Annotated in this window: 18 protein-coding genes and 2 pseudogenes; 5 read left to right on the forward strand and 15 right to left on the reverse strand. The window is 51.2% G+C overall.

Annotated elements, in window-relative coordinates:
* Nucleotides 1-128: 128 nt before the first annotated feature.
* The 3 genes and pseudogenes from AC0YNT_RS30165 to AC0YNT_RS30175 form a co-directional block, all read right to left on the reverse strand.
* Entirely contained in the window at nucleotides 129-491 is a 363-nt protein-coding gene (locus AC0YNT_RS30165; protein WP_475807858.1) for a hypothetical protein, read from the reverse strand.
* Between the two features lie 225 nt (nucleotides 492-716).
* Nucleotides 717-970 (reverse strand): annotated as a pseudogene (locus AC0YNT_RS30170) (ABC transporter ATP-binding protein); the annotation flags it as partial.
* A gap of 308 nt (nucleotides 971-1,278) precedes the next feature.
* Nucleotides 1,279-1,482: a hypothetical protein gene (locus AC0YNT_RS30175; RefSeq protein ID WP_475807859.1), complete on the reverse strand. Its 204-nt coding sequence runs from the start codon at nucleotides 1,480-1,482 to the stop codon at nucleotides 1,279-1,281.
* A 395-nt stretch (nucleotides 1,483-1,877) separates the two neighbouring features.
* Here AC0YNT_RS30175 and AC0YNT_RS30180 point away from each other — a divergent pair, with 395 nt between their 5' ends.
* Nucleotides 1,878-2,648, forward strand: coding sequence for an arylamine N-acetyltransferase family protein (locus tag AC0YNT_RS30180; protein WP_475807860.1), 771 nt, complete (start codon nucleotides 1,878-1,880; stop codon nucleotides 2,646-2,648).
* A 66-nt stretch (nucleotides 2,649-2,714) separates the two neighbouring features.
* Here AC0YNT_RS30180 and AC0YNT_RS30185 read toward each other — a convergent pair whose 3' ends face one another.
* The 3 genes from AC0YNT_RS30185 to AC0YNT_RS30195 all read right to left on the reverse strand — a co-directional run bounded on the left by AC0YNT_RS30185 (nucleotide 2,715) and on the right by AC0YNT_RS30195 (nucleotide 5,944).
* Entirely contained in the window at nucleotides 2,715-3,599 is an 885-nt protein-coding gene (locus AC0YNT_RS30185) for a carbohydrate ABC transporter permease (protein ID WP_475807861.1), read from the reverse strand.
* Nucleotides 3,592-4,488: a carbohydrate ABC transporter permease gene (locus AC0YNT_RS30190; RefSeq protein ID WP_475807862.1), complete on the reverse strand. Its 897-nt coding sequence runs from the start codon at nucleotides 4,486-4,488 to the stop codon at nucleotides 3,592-3,594. The genes AC0YNT_RS30185 and AC0YNT_RS30190 overlap by 8 nt, the downstream gene beginning before the upstream one ends.
* Before the next feature lie 73 nt (nucleotides 4,489-4,561).
* Entirely contained in the window at nucleotides 4,562-5,944 is a 1,383-nt protein-coding gene (locus tag AC0YNT_RS30195; RefSeq protein ID WP_475807863.1) for an ABC transporter substrate-binding protein, read from the reverse strand.
* Nucleotides 5,945-6,317: 373 nt separating this feature from the next.
* Here AC0YNT_RS30195 and AC0YNT_RS30200 point away from each other — a divergent pair, with 373 nt between their 5' ends.
* Complete coding sequence (locus AC0YNT_RS30200; protein ID WP_475807864.1) at nucleotides 6,318-7,379, forward strand: Gfo/Idh/MocA family protein; 1,062 nt, start codon at nucleotides 6,318-6,320, stop codon at nucleotides 7,377-7,379.
* A gap of 23 nt (nucleotides 7,380-7,402) precedes the next feature.
* Nucleotides 7,403-8,983, forward strand: a complete 1,581-nt coding sequence (locus AC0YNT_RS30205; RefSeq protein ID WP_475807865.1) for an FAD-dependent oxidoreductase — start codon at nucleotides 7,403-7,405, stop codon at nucleotides 8,981-8,983.
* Between the two features lie 81 nt (nucleotides 8,984-9,064).
* Here AC0YNT_RS30205 and AC0YNT_RS30210 read toward each other — a convergent pair whose 3' ends face one another.
* The 6 genes from AC0YNT_RS30210 to AC0YNT_RS30235 all read right to left on the reverse strand — a co-directional run bounded on the left by AC0YNT_RS30210 (nucleotide 9,065) and on the right by AC0YNT_RS30235 (nucleotide 16,458).
* Nucleotides 9,065-9,910, reverse strand: coding sequence for a sugar phosphate isomerase/epimerase family protein (locus AC0YNT_RS30210; protein ID WP_475807866.1), 846 nt, complete (start codon nucleotides 9,908-9,910; stop codon nucleotides 9,065-9,067).
* Entirely contained in the window at nucleotides 9,900-12,647 is a 2,748-nt protein-coding gene (locus tag AC0YNT_RS30215; protein ID WP_475807867.1) for a glycoside hydrolase family 10-like protein, read from the reverse strand. Before AC0YNT_RS30215 ends, AC0YNT_RS30210 begins: the two co-directional genes overlap by 11 nt.
* A gap of 232 nt (nucleotides 12,648-12,879) precedes the next feature.
* Nucleotides 12,880-13,746: a metallophosphoesterase family protein gene (locus AC0YNT_RS30220; protein WP_475807868.1), complete on the reverse strand. Its 867-nt coding sequence runs from the start codon at nucleotides 13,744-13,746 to the stop codon at nucleotides 12,880-12,882.
* Nucleotides 13,743-14,705, reverse strand: coding sequence for an ROK family protein (locus tag AC0YNT_RS30225; RefSeq protein ID WP_475807869.1), 963 nt, complete (start codon nucleotides 14,703-14,705; stop codon nucleotides 13,743-13,745). Before AC0YNT_RS30225 ends, AC0YNT_RS30220 begins: the two co-directional genes overlap by 4 nt.
* A 35-nt stretch (nucleotides 14,706-14,740) precedes the next feature.
* Entirely contained in the window at nucleotides 14,741-15,610 is an 870-nt protein-coding gene (locus AC0YNT_RS30230) for a MurR/RpiR family transcriptional regulator (RefSeq protein WP_475807870.1), read from the reverse strand.
* 149 nt (nucleotides 15,611-15,759) lie between these two features.
* Nucleotides 15,760-16,458, reverse strand: coding sequence for an N-acetylmannosamine-6-phosphate 2-epimerase (locus AC0YNT_RS30235; protein ID WP_475807871.1), 699 nt, complete (start codon nucleotides 16,456-16,458; stop codon nucleotides 15,760-15,762).
* Between the two features lie 176 nt (nucleotides 16,459-16,634).
* Here AC0YNT_RS30235 and AC0YNT_RS30240 point away from each other — a divergent pair, with 176 nt between their 5' ends.
* On the forward strand, nucleotides 16,635-18,212 hold the full coding sequence (locus AC0YNT_RS30240) for a DUF4127 family protein (protein WP_475807872.1): 1,578 nt from the start codon (nucleotides 16,635-16,637) through the stop codon (nucleotides 18,210-18,212).
* A 94-nt stretch (nucleotides 18,213-18,306) separates the two neighbouring features.
* On the opposite strand, the pseudogene AC0YNT_RS30245 reads toward AC0YNT_RS30240, so the two are convergent.
* A pseudogene (locus tag AC0YNT_RS30245) lies at nucleotides 18,307-19,562 on the reverse strand (ADP-ribosylglycohydrolase family protein); the annotation flags it as partial.
* Nucleotides 19,563-19,636: 74 nt separating this feature from the next.
* Between AC0YNT_RS30245 and AC0YNT_RS30250 the strand changes: the two are divergent.
* Nucleotides 19,637-19,915 carry a hypothetical protein gene (locus tag AC0YNT_RS30250; RefSeq protein WP_475807873.1) on the forward strand — a complete coding sequence of 93 codons (279 nt, stop codon included), beginning with the start codon at nucleotides 19,637-19,639 and terminating at the stop codon, nucleotides 19,913-19,915.
* Nucleotides 19,916-20,393: 478 nt separating this feature from the next.
* Here the strand turns inward: AC0YNT_RS30250 and AC0YNT_RS30255 are convergent, their stop codons facing one another.
* Together AC0YNT_RS30255 and AC0YNT_RS30260 are read right to left on the reverse strand one after the other, a co-directional pair.
* On the reverse strand, nucleotides 20,394-21,086 hold the full coding sequence (locus AC0YNT_RS30255) for a zinc-ribbon domain-containing protein (RefSeq protein WP_475807874.1): 693 nt from the start codon (nucleotides 21,084-21,086) through the stop codon (nucleotides 20,394-20,396).
* Nucleotides 21,087-21,889: 803 nt separating this feature from the next.
* Nucleotides 21,890-22,792, reverse strand: a complete 903-nt coding sequence (locus AC0YNT_RS30260) for a DUF3895 domain-containing protein (RefSeq protein ID WP_475807875.1) — start codon at nucleotides 22,790-22,792, stop codon at nucleotides 21,890-21,892.
* Nucleotides 22,793-23,257 lie beyond the last annotated feature (465 nt).

Below are 23,257 nucleotides of genomic sequence, written 5' to 3' on the forward strand. Positions count from 1 at the left end.
TAAACTTCATAGTAAGAGCTCCTCCCTGATGTGTTCTCGACAAACCCATCATACCGAGGAGCTCCTTTTTTTACAAAGCCTATTTCTTAAGCTCTACAGGATTGTTTAGCGTAATTAAGGAGAAAACGCTATTTATCTATTGTTCCTTCGTTAATTAACCTTTCTTTATCCTTCAAAGAAAAAACTCCAGGTAACCAACCATCTAAATTTCCGAATCCACCAATAATATCTTCATTAGCTTGATAGATATTAGCGTATATTTTCTTTCCTGTTTTTTGTTTTTCTTTCAGCAAGTAGGTTGTAATATAAACTTCTTCATTCACATACGGCTTCAAATCAACAACAGCTGCAATACTTGGGTCCGAGCTTTTTGTCTCTAACTTTGTATTGCTAATTTTCTCCTCTACATGCCAACCGAACGACTCAATGTATTCAATAGGATTAACATTATTCTGCTCAGTTGTTTCTTTACTGCAACCAATCAGGAACACAAGACAAAAGAATGCAAATAAAACGATAATTTTCTTTATTGAAATCCACTCCCTTCATTTTCCATTTAGGTGTGAGACGTAATGACCCACATAAAGGTTGCGGTGTTTCAACTACTCTGCCCGTTAGCTTAATAAATCGTGCATTTCCGGGTTCACTGGGCTGTATAGAAGTTCTTGTCCTAATACGGATTTGTATAGATGTTTTTGTCGTCCGATATTTTTTCAATCAATTTCCGATGACGTTTCCATTCAGTGCAAATAGATGTTATTTCATTTTGAATCTTAATAAATTCTTCCCCTTTATATTCAAAAACGGTTGTTTCTTTAGTTTTGTCTAGTTGTGAGAATTTACTTACATACCCAATTTCAGTCCCACTGCCACTCGTTCCTATAAAAGCGCAATGCTGTGCCTCTTCAAGCGTAAATGAAATGTTTTTATATAGTTCTTTTTGCGGAAATTCTAGAGACTGAGCTTTTATATATGGTAATAGGTGATGCGAAAAGCGGATATTGATCCAGACGGATATATGGCTCTCAAATTATAAGGGAGAGATTGCTTGTATGTACTTATTGAACATATTAAATGAACACTACCCGATGAACTTCGATAGGCATGAAATGATGCGCGATGCCGGTAGCACTTCATATGCCGTATTTACGGGCGGAGACAAGTATTTTTTGCGTGTTATTAAACCCGCATACCTCGATAACGCTATCAAGGCCGTTGTATAGATGTTCTTGTCCTCCGACATGTAGCGACCATCAAATGTCGGACGACAAGAACTTTCTATACAAAAACGACAAGAACTTCTATACATATATGAATAAATGCTTTCTCCTCGCTAACGGAATTGTATAAAAGTTCAATGTCGTCCCGATAGCGGCCGGCATCGCCTTCGTATTGAGTGCCATGCCCACGTTGACCCATTCCTGTTAGCTCAGAGCAGATTAATGCCATAACCAGCGCAGGATAATCCACGAAGTTCACCATCCACCCAGCGCTCTATATATCCGCTACTGCCACAATCCTCACAGCCGTACCTTCGACAGCGAAAATTCACACTAATCACATGATCTGGAAAAGAAATAAATTCCTCAGGTATACTGATTTGCTCCTCTTATGTATATACTGGCGGCCTGCTCTTTGTTTTCTGTTCTTATTGTTTCAGCTCAGCTTTGATCGACGTGACCCATTCCCATCTCTGTTCGTCACCAAGCGAACAGTTTAAATACATCACCGCGGAATTAAGCAGCCAAGAGATGACCTTCTACATCAAGGTCATCTTTTTTTATTTCCGCCGGCTCGTTCGACAACAACTGTCACCCCTCACGACAAGCTTGAGTTAAACTAGATCTAAACTAGTCTTAAGGGAGGAGAACGGAAATATGGACGTGAAAAGCAAGGTTCAGCTCTATTTAGATCGAATCGGCTATGACGGACCGCTGGACAGAAGCGCTCAAGCGCTCGCAGATCTGCAGGACTGTCATCATCACGCCGTGCCTTATGAGAATTTGGACATTGTGCGCGGCGTGCCGATCTCGCTTGAGATCGATCACCTATTCGATAAAATTGTCGTCAGGCGGCGCGGAGGTTATTGCTTCGAGTTGAACGCGCTGTTCGGATGGCTGCTGCGCGAGCTGGGATACCCTGTAACCGATCTGTTCGCCCGCTTTTGGCGCGACGAGCCGTCCCCTCCTCCGAAACGCCGTCATCAAGTGCTGAAGGTTGAAGCCGGGGACCAAACCTATTTATGTGACGTTGGCGTCGGCGGCATCGTTCCCCGTCGGCCAGTCGCCATGGTCGAGGGGCTTCCGCACCGGCAGGGCGATGAAACTTACCGATTGGACAAGGACCCTTACTACGGCTGGATGCTGTGCGAACTGAAGCATGGAGAATGGTGCCGGCTCTATTCATTCACGGAGGAGCCGCAGCTGCCGAAGGATTACATCATGGCCAGCTATTGGTGCGAGAATGCGCCGGACTCGATCTTTACAAAGGCAGAGATGGTTGCCATCCGCACCCGGGAGGGCCGGAACACAGTGGCCGGGAAGGAATTCCGCCTGTTTGCCCAAGGTGGGGTCAACGTGTTCACGCCCCAATCGGACGAAGCATACAAGGAAGCGTTACGCCAGCACTTTGGGATCAAGCTGGACTAGTCGTTTAAATACAAGAACTGCCTGTCGTCATTATTCGAATGACAACAGGCAGTTTCTTTGTGTGCGCTAACCCTTCACCGCGCCGACCATGCCGTTAATAAATTGCTTTTGGAGGAACAGGAAGATGATGACAATCGGCAGAATCGATATAATCGTACCGGCCGCGATATAAGGGAAGTTATACGCCAGCGTGCCATTTAGATATTGAAGGGCCGGGCCAAGTGGATACTTGCTTTGATCGTCGAATACAATTACCGGCCAGATCAGACTGTTCCAGAAAGCCATAAAGTCGAAGATGAGGACGGTTGCCACGGCCGGGCGGATCATCGGCAGCATGATGATGAGAAAAATCCGGAATTCACCGGCGCCATCCACACGCGCGGAATGCTCCATATCGTTCGGAATCGTAATAAACGCCTGCCGGAGCAGAAAAATATTAAACATGCTGATCGCAGAAGGAAGCACGACGCCGAGCATCGAGTTGTATAAGCCGAACTTGTTGATAATGATAAAGTTGACGATCATCCCAGCAGCATTCGGCAGAATCATCGTACTGACAATCGCATAGAAGATAAAACTGCGGCCCGGGAACGAAATGCGCGCAAGCGGATAAGCCGTAATCGTACAGAAGAGCAGGTTAAGACCGACTCCCATCACGGTCATATAGACCGTATTCCAGATATAATGCCACAACGGCATAATATTGAAGACGTCGATGAAATTATCGAACGTGATAGGGTTCGGAATAAACTGCGGCGGGAAAGCGTATACGTTATCGCCTGTTTTGAGCGCGGTCGAGAGCAGCCAAAGGAACGGCCCCAGACAAATCAGCGCGGTCAGGATAAGCAACGGGTAAAGGATGAGGGGCGCGATGAGCTTCTTCGCAGACCTTCTCTTCCTCGTTCGACTGCGGTCACGCTCCGGCGATGCCAGGGAGGCGGCTTCACTCATAATAGGTCAGCCCTCCTTTTCTCGTATAACGGAACAGCAGGATCGTCAGGACCATAATGAGCAGTGATACGACTAGACCGACTGCAGCCGAATAACCGAAGTTAAAGTCCTGGAAAGCCAGCTTGTACGTATAAACGCTGGTAACGAGCGTTGACGATACGGGGTCCCCTTTCGGCCCATGCATGACGAATATCTCGTCAAATACGCGAATGGCGCCCATGACGGACATTAGGGAACATAACAAGACAAAAGGCATCAGCAGCGGGATAGTAATGCGCCAGATTACCTGCAGCCAGCCGGCACCGTCAATACGGGCTGCCTCCTGAAGCTCGGACGGGATCGACTGCAAGCCCGCCAAATAAATCATCATGTAGTAGCCAAGGCCCTTCCAGATCGTGACGCACATGACGCCGTAAAGCGCCAGCTTCGGTTCGGCCATGAAGGAGATCGGCTCATCGATTACGCCTAAGGTTTCAAGAAAGTAGTTCAAGATTCCCTGCTCTTCGAACACCCACTTCCAGGCGATCGCCGCCGCAACCATCGAGGTGACGACAGGAATGAAATAGGCGACCCGGAAGAACTGCACGAAACGAAGCTTGTTATTCACCAGTACGGCCATAAGAATCGATAGAATCTGAATGACCGGGACGACGATGACATAGAGGAGCGAATTTTTAAGAGAGATCCAGAAATCTGGGTCGTGGAATGCTTTATCGAAGTTTTTGAATCCGACCCAGTCCGTCGTATCAACGGCGGAATAGTTCGTGAATGCCAGGGGCAGGCCGTAAATAATCGGATAAAAGGTAAATACGATGAGCAGAATCACGCCTGGTGTCAGCATCATATACGCGAACCGGTACCGCCGCTTCTGTTCCTTGGATGCTGCCATCCCCACCCTCCTTTCGCTTCAGCTGTCAGGAAAGAGCGGGCTTAGCGCCCGCTCCCTTAAGAAACTTAGCAAATCAGTTCTCCGCATTAATCTCATCGAGCTTCTTCTGCATGTTCTCCTCTGCGTTCTTCAGCATTTCCTCCGGCGTTTCCTTCCCGGTCAGCATCGCCTGCCAGCCCTTCCACAGGAAGTCCAGCACTTCGCCCTCATTACGGATGCCAAGCGAGAAGTCTTGTGCCTGCGAGGCCATTTGGGCGGTGATGACCTTGGCCATCGACTCCGGATCGGTTCCTGCTTCCGTGAAGAAAGGATCCGCAGCCGCTTTCTTGGTCGAAGGCAGGATGTTGACGATCTTCGCAAACGCTAACTGAGACTCGTCATTCGTAATAAAGTTCGCGAATGCGATGGCCTCCGGATGATTCTTGCTCATGGTCGGAACGACGACGTTCATGAGGCCCGCTTGATACTTGCCGCCTGGCTTGAGGGACGGCATCTTGGCGACGAGCGTTTGGTCATAGATGTTCTTCGCATTCGTCTTCACACGGCTGAGGAACTGTGCGCCGGTGATCAGCGTCGCGATTTGGCCGGACTGGTATTTATCCGTCGCGTAGTTGGCATCCGCACTGATGCTTTCCTTCGGAACGATGCCCTTATCGTAGAGCTCCTTGCTCCATTTCGCCCAAGCGAGCGCTTCCGGCGTATTGACGATAATTTTGGTTTTGTCCTCGCTGATGATCGGCACGCCCTGGAAGTAGAAATCCGCAGGCGGATTATAGCTTGGGACAAAGCCGTATTTGCCGGTCTTTTCTTTGATGGTGATGGCTTGCTGCTTCAGCTCTTCCATCGTAGTTGGCGGCTTGTTCGGATCAAGTCCGGCATCCTCATAGATTTTCTTGTTATACGCAAAGACGGAGAGTCCATAATACCATGGGAAAGCATAGGCGCTATTGCCAAGCTTGGTCGAGTTGTAGAGGTCTTCGAAGTAGATGGAGCGTTGTTCTTCGGTCGCTTCTGCGTTAAGGTCGACGAGGGCGTTCTTGCCGGCAAGCGTCATCGTCATGCCGGTATTCAGATTGACGACGTCCGGAGATTTCCCGCCTGCGATGGAGGTAAGAAGCTTGTTCTCCATGGCGCCGTATGGCAGGTCGGTCCATTTGACGGTAATGCCGGGGTTCTGATCTTCAAACACTTTAATGCGTCCATTGATATAGTCGTCGAAGTTCGGGCTGAGCGAGATCGTCCAGAAGTTAAGGTCAACCGGCTCTTTCTTCTCGGGCTCCTGCTTGCTGCCCTCGCCCTCTTCCTTCGTGTTATTCGACGCGACATTCGGCGTTGCCTCAGCATTCTGTTTAGTGTTATCGGGGGTATTGTTCGAACCGCTGCAAGCTGCAAGCAGCGAAGACATCATCATCGTAACGGCAAGGATCGTGGCAGACTTACGGATTGTACGCTCCATCTATGAGCTCCCCTTCTTTACGCTAGATTAGTGAACCGGCCTTGCAACCTCTAACCTCCATGAAGTGTGCAAAAAGCTTCCAAATGCGCTGGACTCGCCCCCTTTACGATGATCGCATCAGGAGCAGGAATGCGGGCATTCCTGCCCTTTACGAACCTCCGGCTGCCTGAATTCACGGTGTGTAAGAAGCGGTTCGCAGATTCGAGTTTCCACCTTTTTCCTATCTTAATGTTAAATGGAGCGAATGAGAGAGTCAATACATTTTAGGAAATTTATTTCTTTTTTTAGAAAAAATCTGAAGGAATATTCCATTCGTGCACAGAATAGCTAGTAAAGGATGGGTAATCGCGCAAATTATGGAGGAGGCTAAAGAATGGGAAAGCTGAAGGTCGGAATTGTCGGGGCCGGCTCAATTTCAAACATGCACTTGCAGTCGTATGCCAGGAATAAAGACGTCGACATCACCGCTCTTTGTGATTTGAACGAGAACCGTGCGCAGGATAAAGCGCAGCAGTTCGGCGCGAAGTACATCTTCACCGATTACCAGCAAATGCTCGCCGAGGCCGAGCTCGATGCGATCAGTATTTGCACCTGGAATAACAGCCACGCTCAGATCAGTATCGCCGCACTTGATGCGGGCAAGCATGTTCTTGTCGAGAAACCGCTATGCAAGACGGTGGCAGAAGCACTGCTCGTTCAAGAGGCCGTGGAGCGAAGCGGCAAGCTGCTCCAGGTTGGCTTCGTGCGCCGTTACGCCTCCAATACTGCCATCTTGAAGCAATTTATCGATCAAGGCGAGCTCGGCAGCATCTACTTTGCCAAAGCAACCTGTCTACGCCGTCTAGGCAATCCCGGCGGCTGGTTCTCGGACAAGAAGCGCTCCGGCGGCGGTCCGCTCATCGATCTGGGTGTGCATATTATCGACTTGTGCTGGTATTTGATGGGCAGGCCCAAGGTGGTTTCCATCAGCGGCAATACCTATCACCAGCTTGGCAACAGAAGCCATATTCAACATTTATCTTTCTATAAAGCGGCGGATTACGATGCCAAGAATAATAACGTGGAAGATTCTGCCAACGCTCTAATTCGCTTCGAAGGCGGCGCATCCCTGCTCGTAGACGTCAGTTTCACGCTTCACGCCAAGGAAGACGAGCTGACGGTCAAAATTTACGGCGACAAAGGCGGCGCCGAAATCGAGCCTAAGCTTGCGATCGTCGGCGAGAAATACAACACCATCGTGAACCTGCAGCCGCAAGTGGACAATTTATCCTTTGATTTTAACGCCGGCTTCCAAAGCGAAATCGACCACTTCGTCGACAGCTGCCTTGGGCGCAAGGAAACGTTAAGCCCTGTCCAGGATGGCGTGGAGATGATGAAGATGCTGTGCGGCATCTATGAGTCCGCTTCTTCCGGCCGTGAAGTTCGCTTCGATTAACCTATCCGCATGGAGGTATACGTATGAATCGAGAATTAACAAGCGATCTCGTCATCATCGGGGGCGGTATCGGCGGCTGCACGGCCGCCCTTGCCGCAGCCAAGATGGGACTTCAGGTACTCATGACGGAAGAAACCGCCTGGATCGGCGGTCAGCTGACGAGCCAGGCCGTCCCTCCCGATGAGCACAGATGGATCGAATCGTTCGGCTGCACCCGAAGCTACCGGCAGTTCCGCAATCGCATACGCGATTATTACCGGCGCAACTTTCCTCTCTCTCGGGAAGCTGCCGCAAACGACCGGCTGAATCCCGGCAACGGCAACGTTAGCCGGCTTTGCTTTGATCCGCGTGTCGGTCTTGCCGTGCTGGAAGAGATGCTGGCACCCTATATACACAGCGGCCGGATCACCGTTCTCAACCACTATCGCATCACTGGTGCCGAAACAGACGGCGGCGACTCGATTCGAGGCGTCACCGTCAACCACACGTTAACCGGCGATAAGCTTCACCTCTCCGCGCCATACTTCATTGATGCAACCGAATGCGGAGACGTCCTTCCGCTTGCCGGGGTTGAATACGTGACGGGAGCCGAATCGAGAGAAGAAACGGGAGAGCCCCATGCGCTTGCCGGCCCCGCAGAGCCGCAGAATATGCAGGCTTTCACCTATTGCTATGCGGTCGAACACATAGAAGGCGAATCTCACATCATTGACCGGCCGCGAGATTATGCGTTCTGGCGTTCCTATCAAGCCGAGTTTTGGCCGGAAAAGATGCTTAGCTGGACCTATCCGCAGCCGATTTCGCTTCAGCCCGTTCAAGTCACTCTGCTGTCGGACGGCTCGGGCCGGTTTCCCTTTTTTCATTACCGCCGCATTACGGACCGCAATAACTTCGTCCCGGGCACGTTCTCCGGCGACACGTCGCTCATTAACTGGCCGCAGAACGATTATTGGCTCGGCTCTATCATCGATGTGAGTGAGGAGGAGCGTGAGCGGCATTCGGAAGCGGCGAAGCAGCTCAGCCTTTCCCTTCTCTATTGGATGCAGACGGAAGCGCCCAGGACGGATGGCAAAGCCGGTTATCCGGGCCTACGGCTCCGGCGAGATGTCGTTGGCACACAGGATGGACTGGCCATGGCTCCCTATATACGGGAGTCGCGTCGGATCCGCTCCGAGTTCACGGTACTGGAGCAGCATATCGGTGCGGAAGCAAGGCAGGGCGCTGCTGCCGAGCTGTTCGCCGACTCGGTCGGCATCGGCGCTTACCGGATTGACCTCCACCCGACCACGGGCGGAAATACGTTTCTGGACATATCGAGCCTTCCGTTTCAAATTCCGCTGGGCAGCCTCATTCCCATCCGGGTGAGAAACCTGCTGCCCGCCTGTAAGAACATTGGCACGACCCATATTACGAACGGCTGCTACCGGCTCCATCCCGTCGAATGGAATATCGGCGAGGCGGCCGGCTATCTGGCCGCCTACTGCAAACGAACCGGAACGACGCCGCACGACGTGCGAGCGAGCGCAGTCTATCTGGCAGACTTCCAGTCCTTGCTCGATCAAGAAGGGATCGAGCGGGCTTGGCCCGTAATGTCTCCGTTATAGCAGCAATCGTAAAGAGCCGGACCGAGGCGACCGCCTCGGCCGGCTCTCTTCTTGCTGAACGAGATGGTTTCTATCAGGTTCTCAAAGTCTATCCAGCAGTCCGCTCACATAGTCCACCGATCGCATCGACCCTTCGGTCGGTTCCTCGCTGCCCTCAAATTCGACCGATAACCAGCCCGGATAACCGTGATCGGCGATCTGTGCGAGAAGATATGGCAGCTGAACGTCGCCTTCGCCTGCAACCGTACCGACATATCGTTTGCCGCCGAGCGACTGGTAGACGACAGCCGTCGTTTCCCCTTCGATATACTTGAAATCCTTCACGTGAACATGGCCGATCACATCAATCAGCTCATGAACCGCTTCATTCGGAGGCTGATCGACGAGTAGAAAATTCCCGCAGTCAAAAGTGCTTCTCAGATGGGGCGAACCGATCTCCGTAATGACCGACATCACCTGGTCGCTTCGGCCGGCGAATACGCCATGGTTCTCCAGACAAAGGATGACGCCTTTCGTCTTAGCGTAAGCTGCGGAGGAGCGGAGGCCTTCCTTGACATACATCATCCCGGTCGCGACATCCATGGAGCCGTCGTATGGCAGGTCGCCGGAGAACACCCGAACGATGCGGGTTCCGAGTGCCACGGCGCTGTCGATCGCATCCGTCACTTCCTTCAGCTGCTTGGCGCGTTCCGTATCTCCTTCGACGGCAAAATTGTTGCACGCGCAGAAGCAGGCAATCTCCAGGCCAAGCCGCTCTGCTGCGGCTAGAATCTGAGGAAGCTCCTGATCGCGGTCGCGCCAGAAAACGCTGAGCAGCTCGACCCCTTGCGCTTTCGTCGTCGCGGCATATTCCAGAAAGTCGATGACGCTCCATTGCCCGGCGTACCAATATTTGTGCACGCTCCACATACTGAGGCTAATTTTCATCGCTCGTCAGCCCTTCCATTCCGTTTCGTTCGCTGCCATTCCCCTTCTGCTGCTTGGCAAGATAGACGTTCACAATCGTCTGGGCAACATGAAGGTCGCGTTTCATACGCGCCGCAGCATCCGGATTGACGAAAGCGCTCTTGTCCAGCTCATTCTCGATTTTCTTGATCGCGTTAGTCACGGTATTCGCTGCGCTTCTGCTCATCGCCGAATCCTTCTCGAGCTTGCGCGCCGATGATTCAAGCTCCTTCACGATTTTGTCCGCATCAGACTTACTAATCCCGCCGAACGGCACATAAATCTCGTTGATCTTGCGGATCATCTCCGTAAACAGCGTCGAGAACGGCAGCGTATACCGGTAATCCGGCTTCACCGCTTCATTGCGGAACAATCCGAGCTTAAGCGGCTCGTCATAGCCATAGTTGAAGAGGCCTTCGAATTCGAAAAAGGCGTTGCCGACAGCGCCGTTCTGCACCGTTTCTTTCGCTTGGTCCAGTACCGCCGAGACCGGATTCCCCTGGAAGCTGTCGATCCCGGAAGAAACGAGCGCATGGTCTTTGGCAATATCCAGCGACTTGTTCAGATCATCGATGACGACGGAGGTTCCTGACGCATACGACATATGGAACAATTCGTCGATCAGATTATGATCGAGCCAGTATTTGGTCTGCTGCGCATGAGAGTCCGGAGCATCCTCGTAGTTCGGCCATACGGCTGCCGTAATTTGCAGGTCCGGCTTGATTTGATGCGCTTCCTGCACGACGCGCTCGACCCATGTGTTAATGATGTTCGCACGGAACTGAAGCCAATTACTCCACATCTGGCCATCGCCAGGATGAAGATTGATCGGATCGTTTGCCTCGCCGTATATCTTTTTGAATTCCCCGCGTGTATAGTCGTCGTAGCCAAAGTCATTCGAATAATCGCCTGACCCCGGATAACGGGCATAGTCCAGATGCAGGGATGCCACATCATATTTCGTCAGCAGATCCTTATAGACATTCGATACAAAATCCCGTGTCTGCGGGAGCGCCGGATTCAGCCAATACCATGGCACGCCGCCTCCGCCTACTTCATAATCCGTTCCGTCCCGCGTCGTCAGCCGCCATTCCGGATGGTTGACCACCGATGGTCCGCCCGCGAAGAAGTTTTCGACCCAGGCATGAATTTCAATGCCTGCTTTCTTCCCTTCGTCGATATAAGCCTGAAGGACGTCAAAACCGTTATACATCGGATTGAGCTCGGTCAGCTTCCCTTTATCATCACTCATCTGGATCGGCCAGGTCGTATAACCGTCCCACCATGTTTCGAGATAGATCGCGTTAATGTTGATCGCCTTGAGCTTCGCCACATTGCTGCGCACCTGTTCGACGCTCGTTTCCTTCGGACGGAGCCAGATGCCGCGCGTTTCCACTTTGTTCGATTCAAAGTTCAGATACATCGTGTTCGTCAGCTCGACGTTCAGGGATTGGAGCAGATCAAGCGCAGCATCGATCCCATTCTCCGCCATCACCTGCTTGGCTTCCTCGAACAGCGCTTTATCTTCGGACAGCTTCGCTTCGATCTGGGCATACGGCACATCACGGAATTCCCGTTTGGACTGCGCGATCTGCGCTTCGGCCGCCGCAATGTTGATCGCCGCTTTATCCAGATAAGACTCCGGCGTAAAAATAACAGTCACGCGTTTCGTCGCCCAGTTAATCGCCACTTTGGCCCCGACCGGCGCATTGTTATTCAGCCATTCGCGCTGAATCCCGTGACCGGACAGCACATAACCGCCCTGCGGAATCACGGTATCATTGCTGCCGTTCGAGATGACGAAGCCGCCGGCATTGATAGCGATCTCGTTCCCCCAGCCGTTCGTGCCGGTTCGATCGCCGTAGGTGCTGTCATAGATAATTAACTGGTCGGCGCCCCTGTAGCCAGGGAAGGGTGTGCCGTCAACGTCGCAGCCGGCCGGATTATCCGTACACGATTTCGGGTTTACGACATCGAAGGTCGCAGCGGAAGCCAGATATTGAGGGCTGCCGATCACCATTTCGATCGTATCGCCGGCTTTTACCTTACCGACTAACAAGTCATAGGATGCATTCCCGCTCTGAATGGAAAGAACCGCGCCGCCCGCTGGAATCGGCGAATCATTGTCGTTCGGGTAGGTATTCTCGGCCACATGTGTGACGATGCCGTCCACAACGGTGAGCTCCATACCCCACGGATTGGTTTGGGTCGAGGCGCCGTATTCCGGTGTATACAAGATGGCAGCGCCGGCTCCGCGTACCGTGTTCGTCCCCGTAATCGCGGTCGTTACGCCACCTACGGAGAAATATTGATTCGGCAGCACCGGGATATTGATCGAGGTTGTCGTTACGATTTGCCCGACCGTCACCTCTGACAAAGCGGCCTGCATCGTACCGGATGCGGAGATGACATAACCGTTCGGCGGAATGTAGGTGCCTTTGGCCCCAACCGTATTGACGGATGCTACAATGTCACCAATAACGAGATATTCCGTAGTAGCGGTGTCAAAAGGCTTCGTTGCATTACCATAGTTCCGGGTGAAAATCGCAAGCGAGTCCGTTGTCCGATCCTGATCGACCAGCTGAACCGCAAGCGGATCTTTGCCTTCAACCTGTAATTGCGGGGTTTCTGCAGATGTATCGGCCGCGGCAGCCGTCCCTAGCGAAGTGAAAAGAAGAATAACTGATAACAAACATGAGAGCAGCGGTTTTGTGTTCAAATCCGTACTACCTCCTTATTTGTACAATGGTTCAGATCTTCAGGCAGACGATAAATGCGGAAGCGAATATATGTGCGGTCATTTTCTGGAGTCATATGGGGATCTAGTTGAGGTTGAAAGATACAGCGGGCAATGGAGACCGATCACCTCCTTAATAAAGTAAATTTCTTCACCGGAACAATAATTGACGGTATAATTCTCTTTTCTCAGACGGACGGCAGCCTTATCCGCCTTATGGCGCCGCACTTTGTATGAAGCTTGCTTGTGCCAGCCACGCCCGTTTATCATGACGCCGGCCTTTCATTCGGACCTCGCCATCTCTAATTTCCACCAATAGGCTTTCGCTGATCGAACCTGAAAGAGGAACATTCAGCTCGCTCCAAGGCCGGCGAATGGAGGAGCTGTTCAACCTTGCGAAGCCGCCTTGCCCTGCCAGATAGGTTCCGCGGCTTAACAGCTGATGATGCGTGTGTCCCGCAAACAAAATGACTCCCGGATGGGCGGCCAGCAGCCGTTCCAGGCGCTCCCGCTGCACGACCTCTTCAAGCGGCTGGTGCAGGAACACGAACACTGGCTTGCGTGACCCTGCTTCGGATTCACCGCTGTTCTCCTGAAGCTTCTGCCCCAGAAACGCCAGCTGGTCATCGCTCAGCCATGCATGCTCGGTCATCCCTTCGGCGTCATCCCGATAACATTCCCCTCCGAGAAAGATAAAGTGATAACCGTGAAGCCACTTATCATAATAGGGGGCATGCAGCTGGAAACGGTCCAGAAACAGCTTCAGCGCTTGCCTTGAGGACCAGCCATTCGGGAACGTATCCATCGACCACTTGCGCGAAGGCGATTGTTGATACCACATGCGATAGTACTCGTGGTTGCCAATGGTCACATAGACAGGACAAGGCGCATGAGCTGCCAGTAATCGGAGCAAGGTCGAATAATCCTCATCATGTCCCTCGGTAAGATCCCCATTGATGACAATCACGGACGGCGGCTGCGGCAGACTTCCATAATCATGAAGCGCCGAGATGAGACGATCCTGGGACTCCAGATCCCAATCTTGAACATGGATGTCGGACATGACGGCAAAACGAATCATCCCGCTCCCCCCTCGCACCGCAATTCTAATACAGAGTAGTGCCACATCTGCAGGGCGGCACCGATCACACCGGCATGATTGCCCGCGGCGGCCGGCTCCAGCTGCACGGCCTTCCACATCGCCGCAGAGGTTCGCCACTCCGTTTCTTGCCGGATGGAATGAAGGAATCGCTCGCCTGCCTCCGCTACGCCGCCGCCGATAATGACCGCTTCCGGATTGAACGTATGGATAAAGCCGCTTATGCCCGAAGATAACGCCCTGATCACGATATCCATGACTTGGTTCGCCTGAGAATCTCCCGCCAGCCAAGCTTCTATGACTTGCAGCGAATCCGCGAACGAGAAGGAGCCCTCTCTGGCGATTCTCGCAATTCCAGGGCCGGAAGCATAAAGCTCCAGACAGCCGCGGTTACCGCAGGAGCATCGGGGGCCGTTAAAATCGACGGACACATGACCCAATTCGCCTGCCCCGCCATATGTGCCGCGTACCAGCTTGCCGTCCACGACAATAGCGCCGCCGATTCCGGTTCCGAGCGCCAGGCAAATAAAATTGCGCAGCCCGCTTGCCGCTCCAATCCGCTGCTCGGCCACAGCTGCGACATTGACGTCGTTATCCACGATAACAGGTAAATCGGGAAACCGCTCCGCTGTTCTTGCCTTAATCCGGGTTCCCGTCCACCCGGGCAGCGTATCGACCGCAAATGCAACGGTACCGGTGGAAAAATCAATCTGCCCTGCGCTGCCGATGCCGATTCCTTGGATCGCAGCGGATTGCGCCGCGCGAGGGGCCGAATCCAGCATGCGCTCAATACTCTGCAGCACCCGCTCCATCACGCTGTCCGCCCCCTTCGCGGAATCTGTCGGCAATTTCTCCTCCACATAGATACGTCCCTGTTCGTCTACCAAGGCAGCATGAATTTTCGTCCCGCCGATATCCACGCCTACCGACAGCTCCATCATCCTTATCCCCCTCGCGGCAAGGCAGCGGTCCCGCTCTAGTAGAGCTTATCCGCTACCGCATTCGCTGTTCTCGTGATCGAATCGCTCGTTTCGCTTTTCTTCTTCGATGTGATAATGGTCGACAAGATGTCCAGCATGTGAATTTGTGCCATTTTGGTCGACAGTGCGCCTCCCTGAAAGGGCATTTCCCGTGATGGAATGAGCAGCACGGTATCCGCATAGTTCGTAATCGGCGACTTCGCATGACTGGTCAGACAAATGACGGTAGCGCCATTACTCTTCGCCTGCTTGATCGGATCGACAAGATCCTTCGTGCTGCCAGAGGTCGAAATGCCAATGACCACGTCTTCCTTATCTACTAGCGCGGCCGACATCGCAATGATGTGGGCATCGCGCTGCGCTTCCACCTTGAAGCCCAGACGCATGAGCCGATAATGGGCATCCAGCGCGGTAATGCCCGAAGATCCGACGCCGTAAATATAAATCTGCTTCGCTCCTAATATCGATGATACCGCCTGATCAATCTGTTCCAGGTCCAGCAGATCAAGCGTGCCCTTCAGAACATTCTCATTGTTGAGCGTCACTTTGCGGGCAATTTCCATCGGTTCATCTTCATCAACGATTTCGCCGCTGGTATAGCTCGGCATATTGACCAGATCCTGTGCGATGGATAGCTTGAAGTCATGATAGCCGCGAAAGCCAAGCGTTCGGCAGAACCGAATGACCGACGTTTCGCCAACCCCGGCCGTCTCCGCCAAATCCGTAACCGTGGCAAGAACGGCCTCTTCCGGATTGTTCTGCACCGCGTCGGCGACCTTTTTCTCCGCTTTGGTCATCGAGGAATACACGCTTGATATGAAGAGCAGCGTATTGGTGGAATTATTTAATTTGCGCACTTTTTTCATTATTTCTCTCCCTTGTTCATTTCGTTTATTAATGAAAGAATAGATGATAGGCTCTGTACTCGCAAGGGATATTCCACTCTAGCCGGATAATCTGGGAAGAAAACTCCTCTATTTAAGAGCATAGTAAGGAATAAGCAGGGGGGATGAGTTTAACTGTTAACACGTGTGTGGATTGCTCTGACGAATCTTCTCGTAATCTCCTGCGGCCTCGTAATCGCAGTGCCGACGACAACTCCGTAAGCCCCGGCTTCGAAGCACCGAATCATATCATCTACGGTCCAAATCCGGCCTTCAGCCAGAACCGGCACATCGCTCAATGCCGCCAGCCGTTCTACCAGCTCGATGTCCGGCCCTTCCATCTGGGTGCTGTAAGGCGTGTAGCCGGACATCGTCGTTGACACGACGTCGACCTTAAGCTCCATCGCCCGAACGCCTTCTTCATAGGTCGAGACATCGGCTACAATCGGAATATCTGGAAACGCGCTCCGAATCTGCTCAAGAAGCGCAGAAAAGTCTTGCCCGCCCGGTCTATGCTGACCGGTTGCATCCAGTGCGATTAGATCGGCTCCGGCGGCGACCAGCTCCTCGACTTCTCTCATCGTCGGCGTAATGTAGACTTGGCTGTCCGGATAGTTCTTCTTATATAAACCGATGACCGGCAGCGAGCAGCGTTGTTTAATCGACGCTACATCCTTCGGCGTATTGGCCCGAATCGCCGCCGCACCGCCTTCTTCGGCTGCAACTGCCATAGCGCTCATGATGTCGGATCCAAACAGAGGCTCATGCTCCAACGCCTGGCACGAGACGATACATCCGTTTTGCAGCTTCTTAATGAGCGATTGTTTCATCCTATCCGCTCCTTTGGCTATGGAAGTAACAGTTACTGGTATTTGTAACCATCATAACACCGTTCCGCCGCTAATGGAAGAATTCTTTTTTTATTTATTGTTTTTTGGATATATTCTCTTTTATTTGGGTGCTATAATAAATAGGCTTCCACAATTCGGTATTGGAGGAAATTCATATGTTCCAGGTTGCTTATTTACCTTTAGATGAGAGACCTTGCAATGTACAATACCCGCTTGAGCTGGCACGACTTGCCGGTATGACCGTTAACTCCCCTTCCATCCGCATACTCGGTCAGAAGAAACAACCGGCTGAGCATACCGCAATCGTGCAGTGGCTGCTCGGCGCTGCGGAGGACGCGGAGGCGCTGATCGTCTCGACCGACATGCTCGTCTATGGCGGCATCGTGCCCTCGCGGCTGCATCATTTTACGCAAGAAGAGGCATTAGCCAAGCTGCAGCTGCTCCGCGAACTGAAAGCCGCCTGTCCTTCCCTTAAAATCTTCGGCACGAACTTGATCATGCGCACGCCTTCCTACGACAGCGACGACGAGGAACCTTCCTACTATGCGCAGTACGGAAAGCTAATCTATCAGTATTCTTGGTTACAGGACAAAAGAACCCATCATCCGCTCCATACTTCCGAGCAAGCCGATTGGGATCATGTACAGAAAGCCATTCCACCTCATGTGCTTGAAGAGCATTTGAACCGCCGAAGCGTGAATGCGGCAGTCAATGAAGCCTCCATCATGCTCGTTCAAGAGAACGTGCTTGACATGCTCATTATCCCGCTCGACGACAACGCCGAATTCGGCTTCACCGCCTCCGAACGAAACAACCTGATCGCGCTGGCCGACAGCCTGAATTTGAATGACCGCATCCATATCTATCCGGGAGCGGACGAAGCAGGCTGTACCTTGATGAGCCGGGTTTTCTGCGATCTCCATCATTACGAGCCGGAGCTGTATGTCCGATACTCCTCCACGCTCGGCCCTTCCATCATTCCAAGTCTCGAGGACCGTACGCTCGGCGAAAGCGTCAAAGCGCACGTCACCGCAGCCGGCGGGTTCATCGGCGATTCCGCAAGCGAAGCCGACCTCATTCTTATGGTTCATTCGCCTGCAAACGGACAGAATGCCATCGCCGGCGGCTCGACTCCGGTTCGTGAACGGCATCGTTCGTATTTCTCCGAGATCAATCCCCGTGAGTTTACGACGGCACTCCGGCGATATCTGGGCAAAGGCAAGGCCGTTGCACTGGCGGACGTGGCCACATTGAACGGGAGCGATCATTCGCTCATGCAATCCCTAACTACCCTCGGGCTGCTCGGTTCCATCCATGCCTATGCCGGCTGGAATACATCCGGCAATACCCTTGGAACGGTCATCGCCCATGGAATTATTGAAAGTTATTATATGCGGCAGCCGCAGGGGGACAGCGAGGCGCGAGGACGGTACAGCCGGGAGTTCTACATTCAGCGCCTGATTGAAGACTGGGGATATCAATCGATCGCTCGATCTCAGATTCATACCGCCCATCTTCCGGCAATCGGAGGTACCTATTTCGACATCTCCGGCCAGTACGATGAGGTCGTTGAGCTTGTAAGATCCATGCTGACCGTATTTACTAGGAAATATTTGAAGGACTTGCAGCCGGAGCGGATTCAGCTCTGCGACCTTCGAATGCCTTGGGAACGGATGTTCGAGGTTGGTTTTCATGTCCGGCTGGAGAGCCGGGAGGATGTGGCGGCCGAATAGCCGCGATATAACCAAACAAGCACACATGAACGATGATTCGCTCGTGTGTGCTTGTTTTTTACCGGAAGGAATCGGCTTCACGGACCAGCTATCTTCAAGTAGCCGCCTGCAGCTTTCGGAATACCTCGAATGTCCTTCCGGCGCATTCGGATATCGCAATCGGATGGAAGCCGTTGACCTGAGCGTACAGCGTATCGTTCAGCGGACTCTTCCAGCAGTCCGGAATGTGCAGAGCTCCCAGCTTGGCTCCGAGAATAGAGTCGACCGTGGCACCGTTGCAATCGGTATCCCATCCTCCGAGGACGGCTGTCGTTATCCCCCGCTCGAAGTCATCCCCCGCAAAGATGAGCGATGCGGCAACTAAGGCGACATTGTTATTCGTATGGACGGGATGGTAATGGTTGAATGCGCGCCAGATTTCATCTACCAGCTTCAGCTGGTCCTTGGCGCTGCGGGCAATGTCTACCGCTGCTGAATGTCGGCGGCAAGCCTGCAGGTAGACGGAATTTGGCCAAGGCCGATGGCAATGATCCGCTCGTTATCGGTTTCGGTGAAAGCCGCCGCAATCATGGCGGCGATGAACATTGCGCCATAGATCCCGTTCTTCACATGCGAGAATGAAGCGTCCCGCCATGCGAATTCAGCTGCAAGCTCCGGCTGGCCCGCCGCCCCGCCGCCCCAGCCGTCCGCTCTAATTTGCGCGCCGATCCACTCACGGTACGTATTGAGGTACGTTCGCACCCACTCGTTTTTGGTCTGCCAATCGTCCGGTTTATGACTGCTCATATGGCTCGTTTCTTGCGCGAAGTTTAAGTACGCCTGCGTCTCCGCCGTACGGACCTGACCGTAGGTCAGATGCTGGTGCCAATGCTTGCCGAGCGTGAACGAATCCCAATTATGGCCGTGCGATTCCAGAAGACGCAGTCCCAATACGGTGTATCGAATATCGTCGTCCGACTCCATGAAACGGATGTTCTCGCGGAAGCTGTCCTTGCTCCAGTCGGACAAGGCAAGACCATAGTCGGCCTCCGCCCTCGAATGCTGCGGCGTATAGCCTTGAATCGGCCAGGCATCCGCACCTTCGAACCAGAGCTTCACATTCTCCCAGCCGGGCCGTCCGCCGCTTCCGCTCATGAACAATCCGTTTTCGAGCGGTTTTCCTAGCGCGCATTCGGCGCTTCTCCCGATCCAGGCGCCATATAACTTGTCCCGTCACTGTTGCTCGCTGTAATCCCGGCTCGCCAAGTCAGGGGCTGCTGGACGCAATCGCCGAATCTCTTCAAGCTCCGACGGCTCCTCGAATGGAAATTCGCTGCTGATCCGAAGCTGCGTCAGCTCCTCATAGACGCTTGGCCTTTTGCCACATTCATGGACTACAAGAATTTGTATGACTAGTTCATACAGGCTTATTCCCAATTCCATTCATGCGTTTACCCTTCGGCGGGAACGACATTATAGCCGGCCGGCTAGGCGGTGTTGCCCGCCAAGTCGGAGCCGGTAACGTTGATTCGGTTCATCCCCGGGTGCAAGTCGATGTCGACGCTGAACGTAAGGTCCGCCTGTACCCCGGCTTGAATTCCGTTCACGTAGACGAGACCGGGCTCACTGATGGTGCCGGTAACATGCAAGTTTCCCTTCTCTACGTTATAATGGTTGCCCGTGAGACGTTAGCCGGACGTTCCCAAACTGAACTGCCTCTCTGATCTGATTAATTGAGAAAGACCGGTCGATTTGTCGCCAGTCACCGTGTCTGCTCTTTACCAAAGCGTTCACGTTTTGCGTCAAGAATTCTTGGAATTTTTCCAGTCGGTCTTGAGCGTTACTCAAAAATTTCTCTTGGTGCTCACGATGGATCTTCGCCTTTTGAGCACACTTCTCTGGACATGAACATGACGTCCTCATCCCTTGTACACCTCCTTTTTTTAGACGCAAAAAAGCCTACCCAAAGGAGCTTCATCTTCCTAAAAAAGGACAGACTAAGGCACCTATAGGTAGGCGTTTGGTTAGTAATAGTCTAGCAACGGTACTCCCTGAGCCGCTTGGCGGGAGCAAAAATTAAAATAAAAAGTATGCCTATATTTTACGGTATCTTGCATCGGATTAATAGAGTCATTAAGCTCATAAGATTTGAAAAGAGCCGCATTTGATGACAACCGAGATATCTTTCTTTGCAATCCCACTTTACTTTTTCCGGTTCTTGCACTTCGGACACCAAGTTCCGTTCTTAATGTTATTTGGTTTTGCCGACCACTGGTGTCCAAGACTACATTTCCATAACAACGGTGTTTGACTATTAACGTAAACATTCGATAAGCATTCACCGCCACGTCGACGAGCCAGTTCATGCATTTCCTCTATAGTATTTTTTCCGGGCTTCGGATCGCCTTTTGGTCGAACATTTCCTACACCATCTTCCGGACCGTCAGAAGGAGTAGCTTCCCATGTATGCCCCTGTTCGCATTGCCAAAAAAGAGGCGTTTGATTATTGACGTATTCTTTGGAAAGACACAAACCGTTACGCTTCCTTGAAGCTTCATGCATGTCATCGATTGTTAATGGTTGATTTCCTGCGCACTTCCCACACCACTGGCCACTTGTGATATCATTGGGTTTTGCATTCCACTCATGACCAAATTTGCAACGCCAGGGAACCGGGGTTTTGTTGTTTATGTAGGAAGTTGCCGGACACTCACCACCATGCGTCCGTGCCAATTCCCTTAGCTTTACCTTGCCGGGTACTGCGTCCCATGTATGGCCACTGGCACATTCCCAAGTGAGGTTTGTTTTGCTGTTAATATAATGGTCGGACAGGCAGCGTCCGCCACGTTCAGCGGCCAGCTTGTGCATGTCTTCTATCGTTTCTTTTTTGCTCATTTCGGCGTTTTACGGCCACAACTCCTCTTTCTTTACTTCCCGGCTAGCTGTTGTGCTGGTTTAAGCTAATACCTCCCGTTCGGTTTCCCTCATTTTAGGAAATAATGAACCATCATTCCTTTGAGCAAAATATTACGATTTTTTTTTACGGAAACGTAAAAGGAAGTAATACTCCTTCTCTTAAGAAGAAATGCTAAATAGAGTTCGAGCTGAGCTTCAAGAGCAGAATTTGCAAGGCTCTATTGTTGAAATCAGTGAAGAAGAGTACAACAGCGTAGAAAAACCCCCATTTGTGGATCTATCGAAGTTATTTAGTCTGTCTATATGCCGGCTAGTGAATAGGGATAAAGTAAAAAAACGTCAGCCGTATGACTGAACTGACGTAATAAAAAGGGCTTAGGCTGTAAGAAGATGACTTCTGTATTCATCAGGAGTCATCTTTTTAATCCCCATTGGTAGCGCTCTGTGTTGTACTCGAGGATATATTCGTTAACTCTTTCTCGGAAAAATTATTCATCACTTCCTTAGGAGACTCAATATCAAAGTAAAATGCGTCTCGATCTTCCCAAAAACCTACCATTGGAATAGCTGTCTCTGGATGATTGAATCTAATTTTCATGTTAGACCTCTAAATGTCTTTTTATATTCTTTTATAACCACCAAAATATTTTCGAAGGGTCTGGCCGACCTCGCATAGCAGACCGAACATCCGAGAGAGAAATCCTCGCGAGCTTCTCTGCAGCACCGTTCTTATGTGTTATCCCCTTTTGACGCTTCTTCCCCATTTGGAGTACTTCTACTTCTTATGAATTAATCGTGTAAATACGATCTTCCGCGCCCAATGTAGTAATTTCTACATTATAATGACGTTCAATATACATACACACAGCAGCATAAATCTCCGGCTTACCAGTAATCAAACGCTTCTTCGGAGCTGCGTGCTCAAGAATCAGTAAATCAGAAATGATACGGGCGCTTTGAGTACCGCTCTTAATATAACTTTGTATAGCTGATTTTAAATTCTCCGAAAGATAAAAAGGATCGTTCTGTGAAGTCTGGGGAGGCTCGTTCCAGCTGAATAAATCTCTTTCGATTTCTGCAACTACTTCTTTGGGAGGCGTTTTTCCTTCAAAGGTTAGCTTTCTAGGAAGTAATCTGATTCGATTCTGTTTCAAGCTGCGTATTTGTTTTTCAAGCAACGGGAGACCAAGCTTAATTTGTTCGGCAACCGGCGTTGGAATACTATCCACTTGAAGCAAATCCGGATCCATGATCCATTTATTTTTCCACTTGGTTAGAAGCTCGTCCAATTCATAATCAATGGCATCGAACCCTTTTTTAACGGCAGCTACTGTAGTTGCCCCAATTCCCAAATGCTCTTTTAAATGCTCAATACCAAAAAACTTTATTTCGCCAGTGGATTTATTCCTTACATGGTGCTGATATCTCAGCGGCCGGCCGCATTCACATCGTAGGTCCTGCCTAACATGGCCGCCATCAATATACCCCACATAAATCCAGTCTTGCAATAACCTTTCGATTTCTGCCGGATCCGAATCCTCCGGAATATGAAAACCCTTCTCCTTGGCCATGACATTAGCAAATACTGTCCGATGACCGCGAACAAGATAATCTGATAAGTATTGCCGCTGCCGCTCATTCAGTTGGGCCAATATTTGGTCCCGTTCTTCAACACTAAGTATCATAACCAAACTCCCCCTCTTTTTGTTGCTTAACGACCGGCAGAACGTGTCATAGCCCGTAATTTACTTTCATTGAAAATCTTTGAGTAATAGATCAAATTCAGAAGGCTGGTTGGTGCGAAAATCTATAACGAATTTCCACGCTTGAGCTTCTTTAGCAATTAGTCAAGGGGTGTTGCAATAGAATTACCAGAAGAGTCGAATTCTGCAACTAGATAGAACTGATTTGTCGTTTGCTGCAGATTGAATAGCAATTTATTCTTTTCTCTAGTCTTTTCTTTGTCCGTTTTTTACCTCCTGAATGACTAGAAACGCAGATACATTTCCCCTTAATTCGGTGTATATGCCACGCTATCCTGCCCTTTCGTTGAATAACTTATTTCCGTAATTGTTTAGAAGTTCTTATCCTATTACGGCTTTGTATAGATGTTCTTGTCTTAAACAAACGACAAGAACTTCTATACAAAA

The organism is Paenibacillus sp. J22R56 (assembly GCF_056269375.1).

Coding starts and splice junctions, on each gene's coding strand:
- AC0YNT_RS30230 (WP_475807870.1), bottom strand. CDS start 15,610: ATGAAAAAAGTGCGCAAATTAAATAATTCCACCAATACGCTGCTCTTC.
- AC0YNT_RS30225 (WP_475807869.1), bottom strand. CDS start 14,705: ATGATGGAGCTGTCGGTAGGCGTGGATATCGGCGGGACGAAAATTCAT.
- AC0YNT_RS30210 (WP_475807866.1), bottom strand. CDS start 9,910: ATGAAAATTAGCCTCAGTATGTGGAGCGTGCACAAATATTGGTACGCC.
- AC0YNT_RS30175 (WP_475807859.1), bottom strand. CDS start 1,482: ATGGTGAACTTCGTGGATTATCCTGCGCTGGTTATGGCATTAATCTGC.
- AC0YNT_RS30260 (WP_475807875.1), bottom strand. CDS start 22,792: ATGATACTTAGTGTTGAAGAACGGGACCAAATATTGGCCCAACTGAAT.
- AC0YNT_RS30240 (WP_475807872.1), top strand. CDS start 16,635: ATGTTCCAGGTTGCTTATTTACCTTTAGATGAGAGACCTTGCAATGTA.
- AC0YNT_RS30185 (WP_475807861.1), bottom strand. CDS start 3,599: ATGAGTGAAGCCGCCTCCCTGGCATCGCCGGAGCGTGACCGCAGTCGA.
- AC0YNT_RS30255 (WP_475807874.1), bottom strand. CDS start 21,086: ATGAGCAAAAAAGAAACGATAGAAGACATGCACAAGCTGGCCGCTGAA.
- AC0YNT_RS30190 (WP_475807862.1), bottom strand. CDS start 4,488: ATGGCAGCATCCAAGGAACAGAAGCGGCGGTACCGGTTCGCGTATATG.
- AC0YNT_RS30220 (WP_475807868.1), bottom strand. CDS start 13,746: ATGATTCGTTTTGCCGTCATGTCCGACATCCATGTTCAAGATTGGGAT.
- AC0YNT_RS30200 (WP_475807864.1), top strand. CDS start 6,318: ATGGGAAAGCTGAAGGTCGGAATTGTCGGGGCCGGCTCAATTTCAAAC.
- AC0YNT_RS30250 (WP_475807873.1), top strand. CDS start 19,637: ATGCGTTTACCCTTCGGCGGGAACGACATTATAGCCGGCCGGCTAGGC.
- AC0YNT_RS30205 (WP_475807865.1), top strand. CDS start 7,403: ATGAATCGAGAATTAACAAGCGATCTCGTCATCATCGGGGGCGGTATC.
- AC0YNT_RS30195 (WP_475807863.1), bottom strand. CDS start 5,944: ATGGAGCGTACAATCCGTAAGTCTGCCACGATCCTTGCCGTTACGATG.
- AC0YNT_RS30180 (WP_475807860.1), top strand. CDS start 1,878: ATGGACGTGAAAAGCAAGGTTCAGCTCTATTTAGATCGAATCGGCTAT.
- AC0YNT_RS30235 (WP_475807871.1), bottom strand. CDS start 16,458: ATGAAACAATCGCTCATTAAGAAGCTGCAAAACGGATGTATCGTCTCG.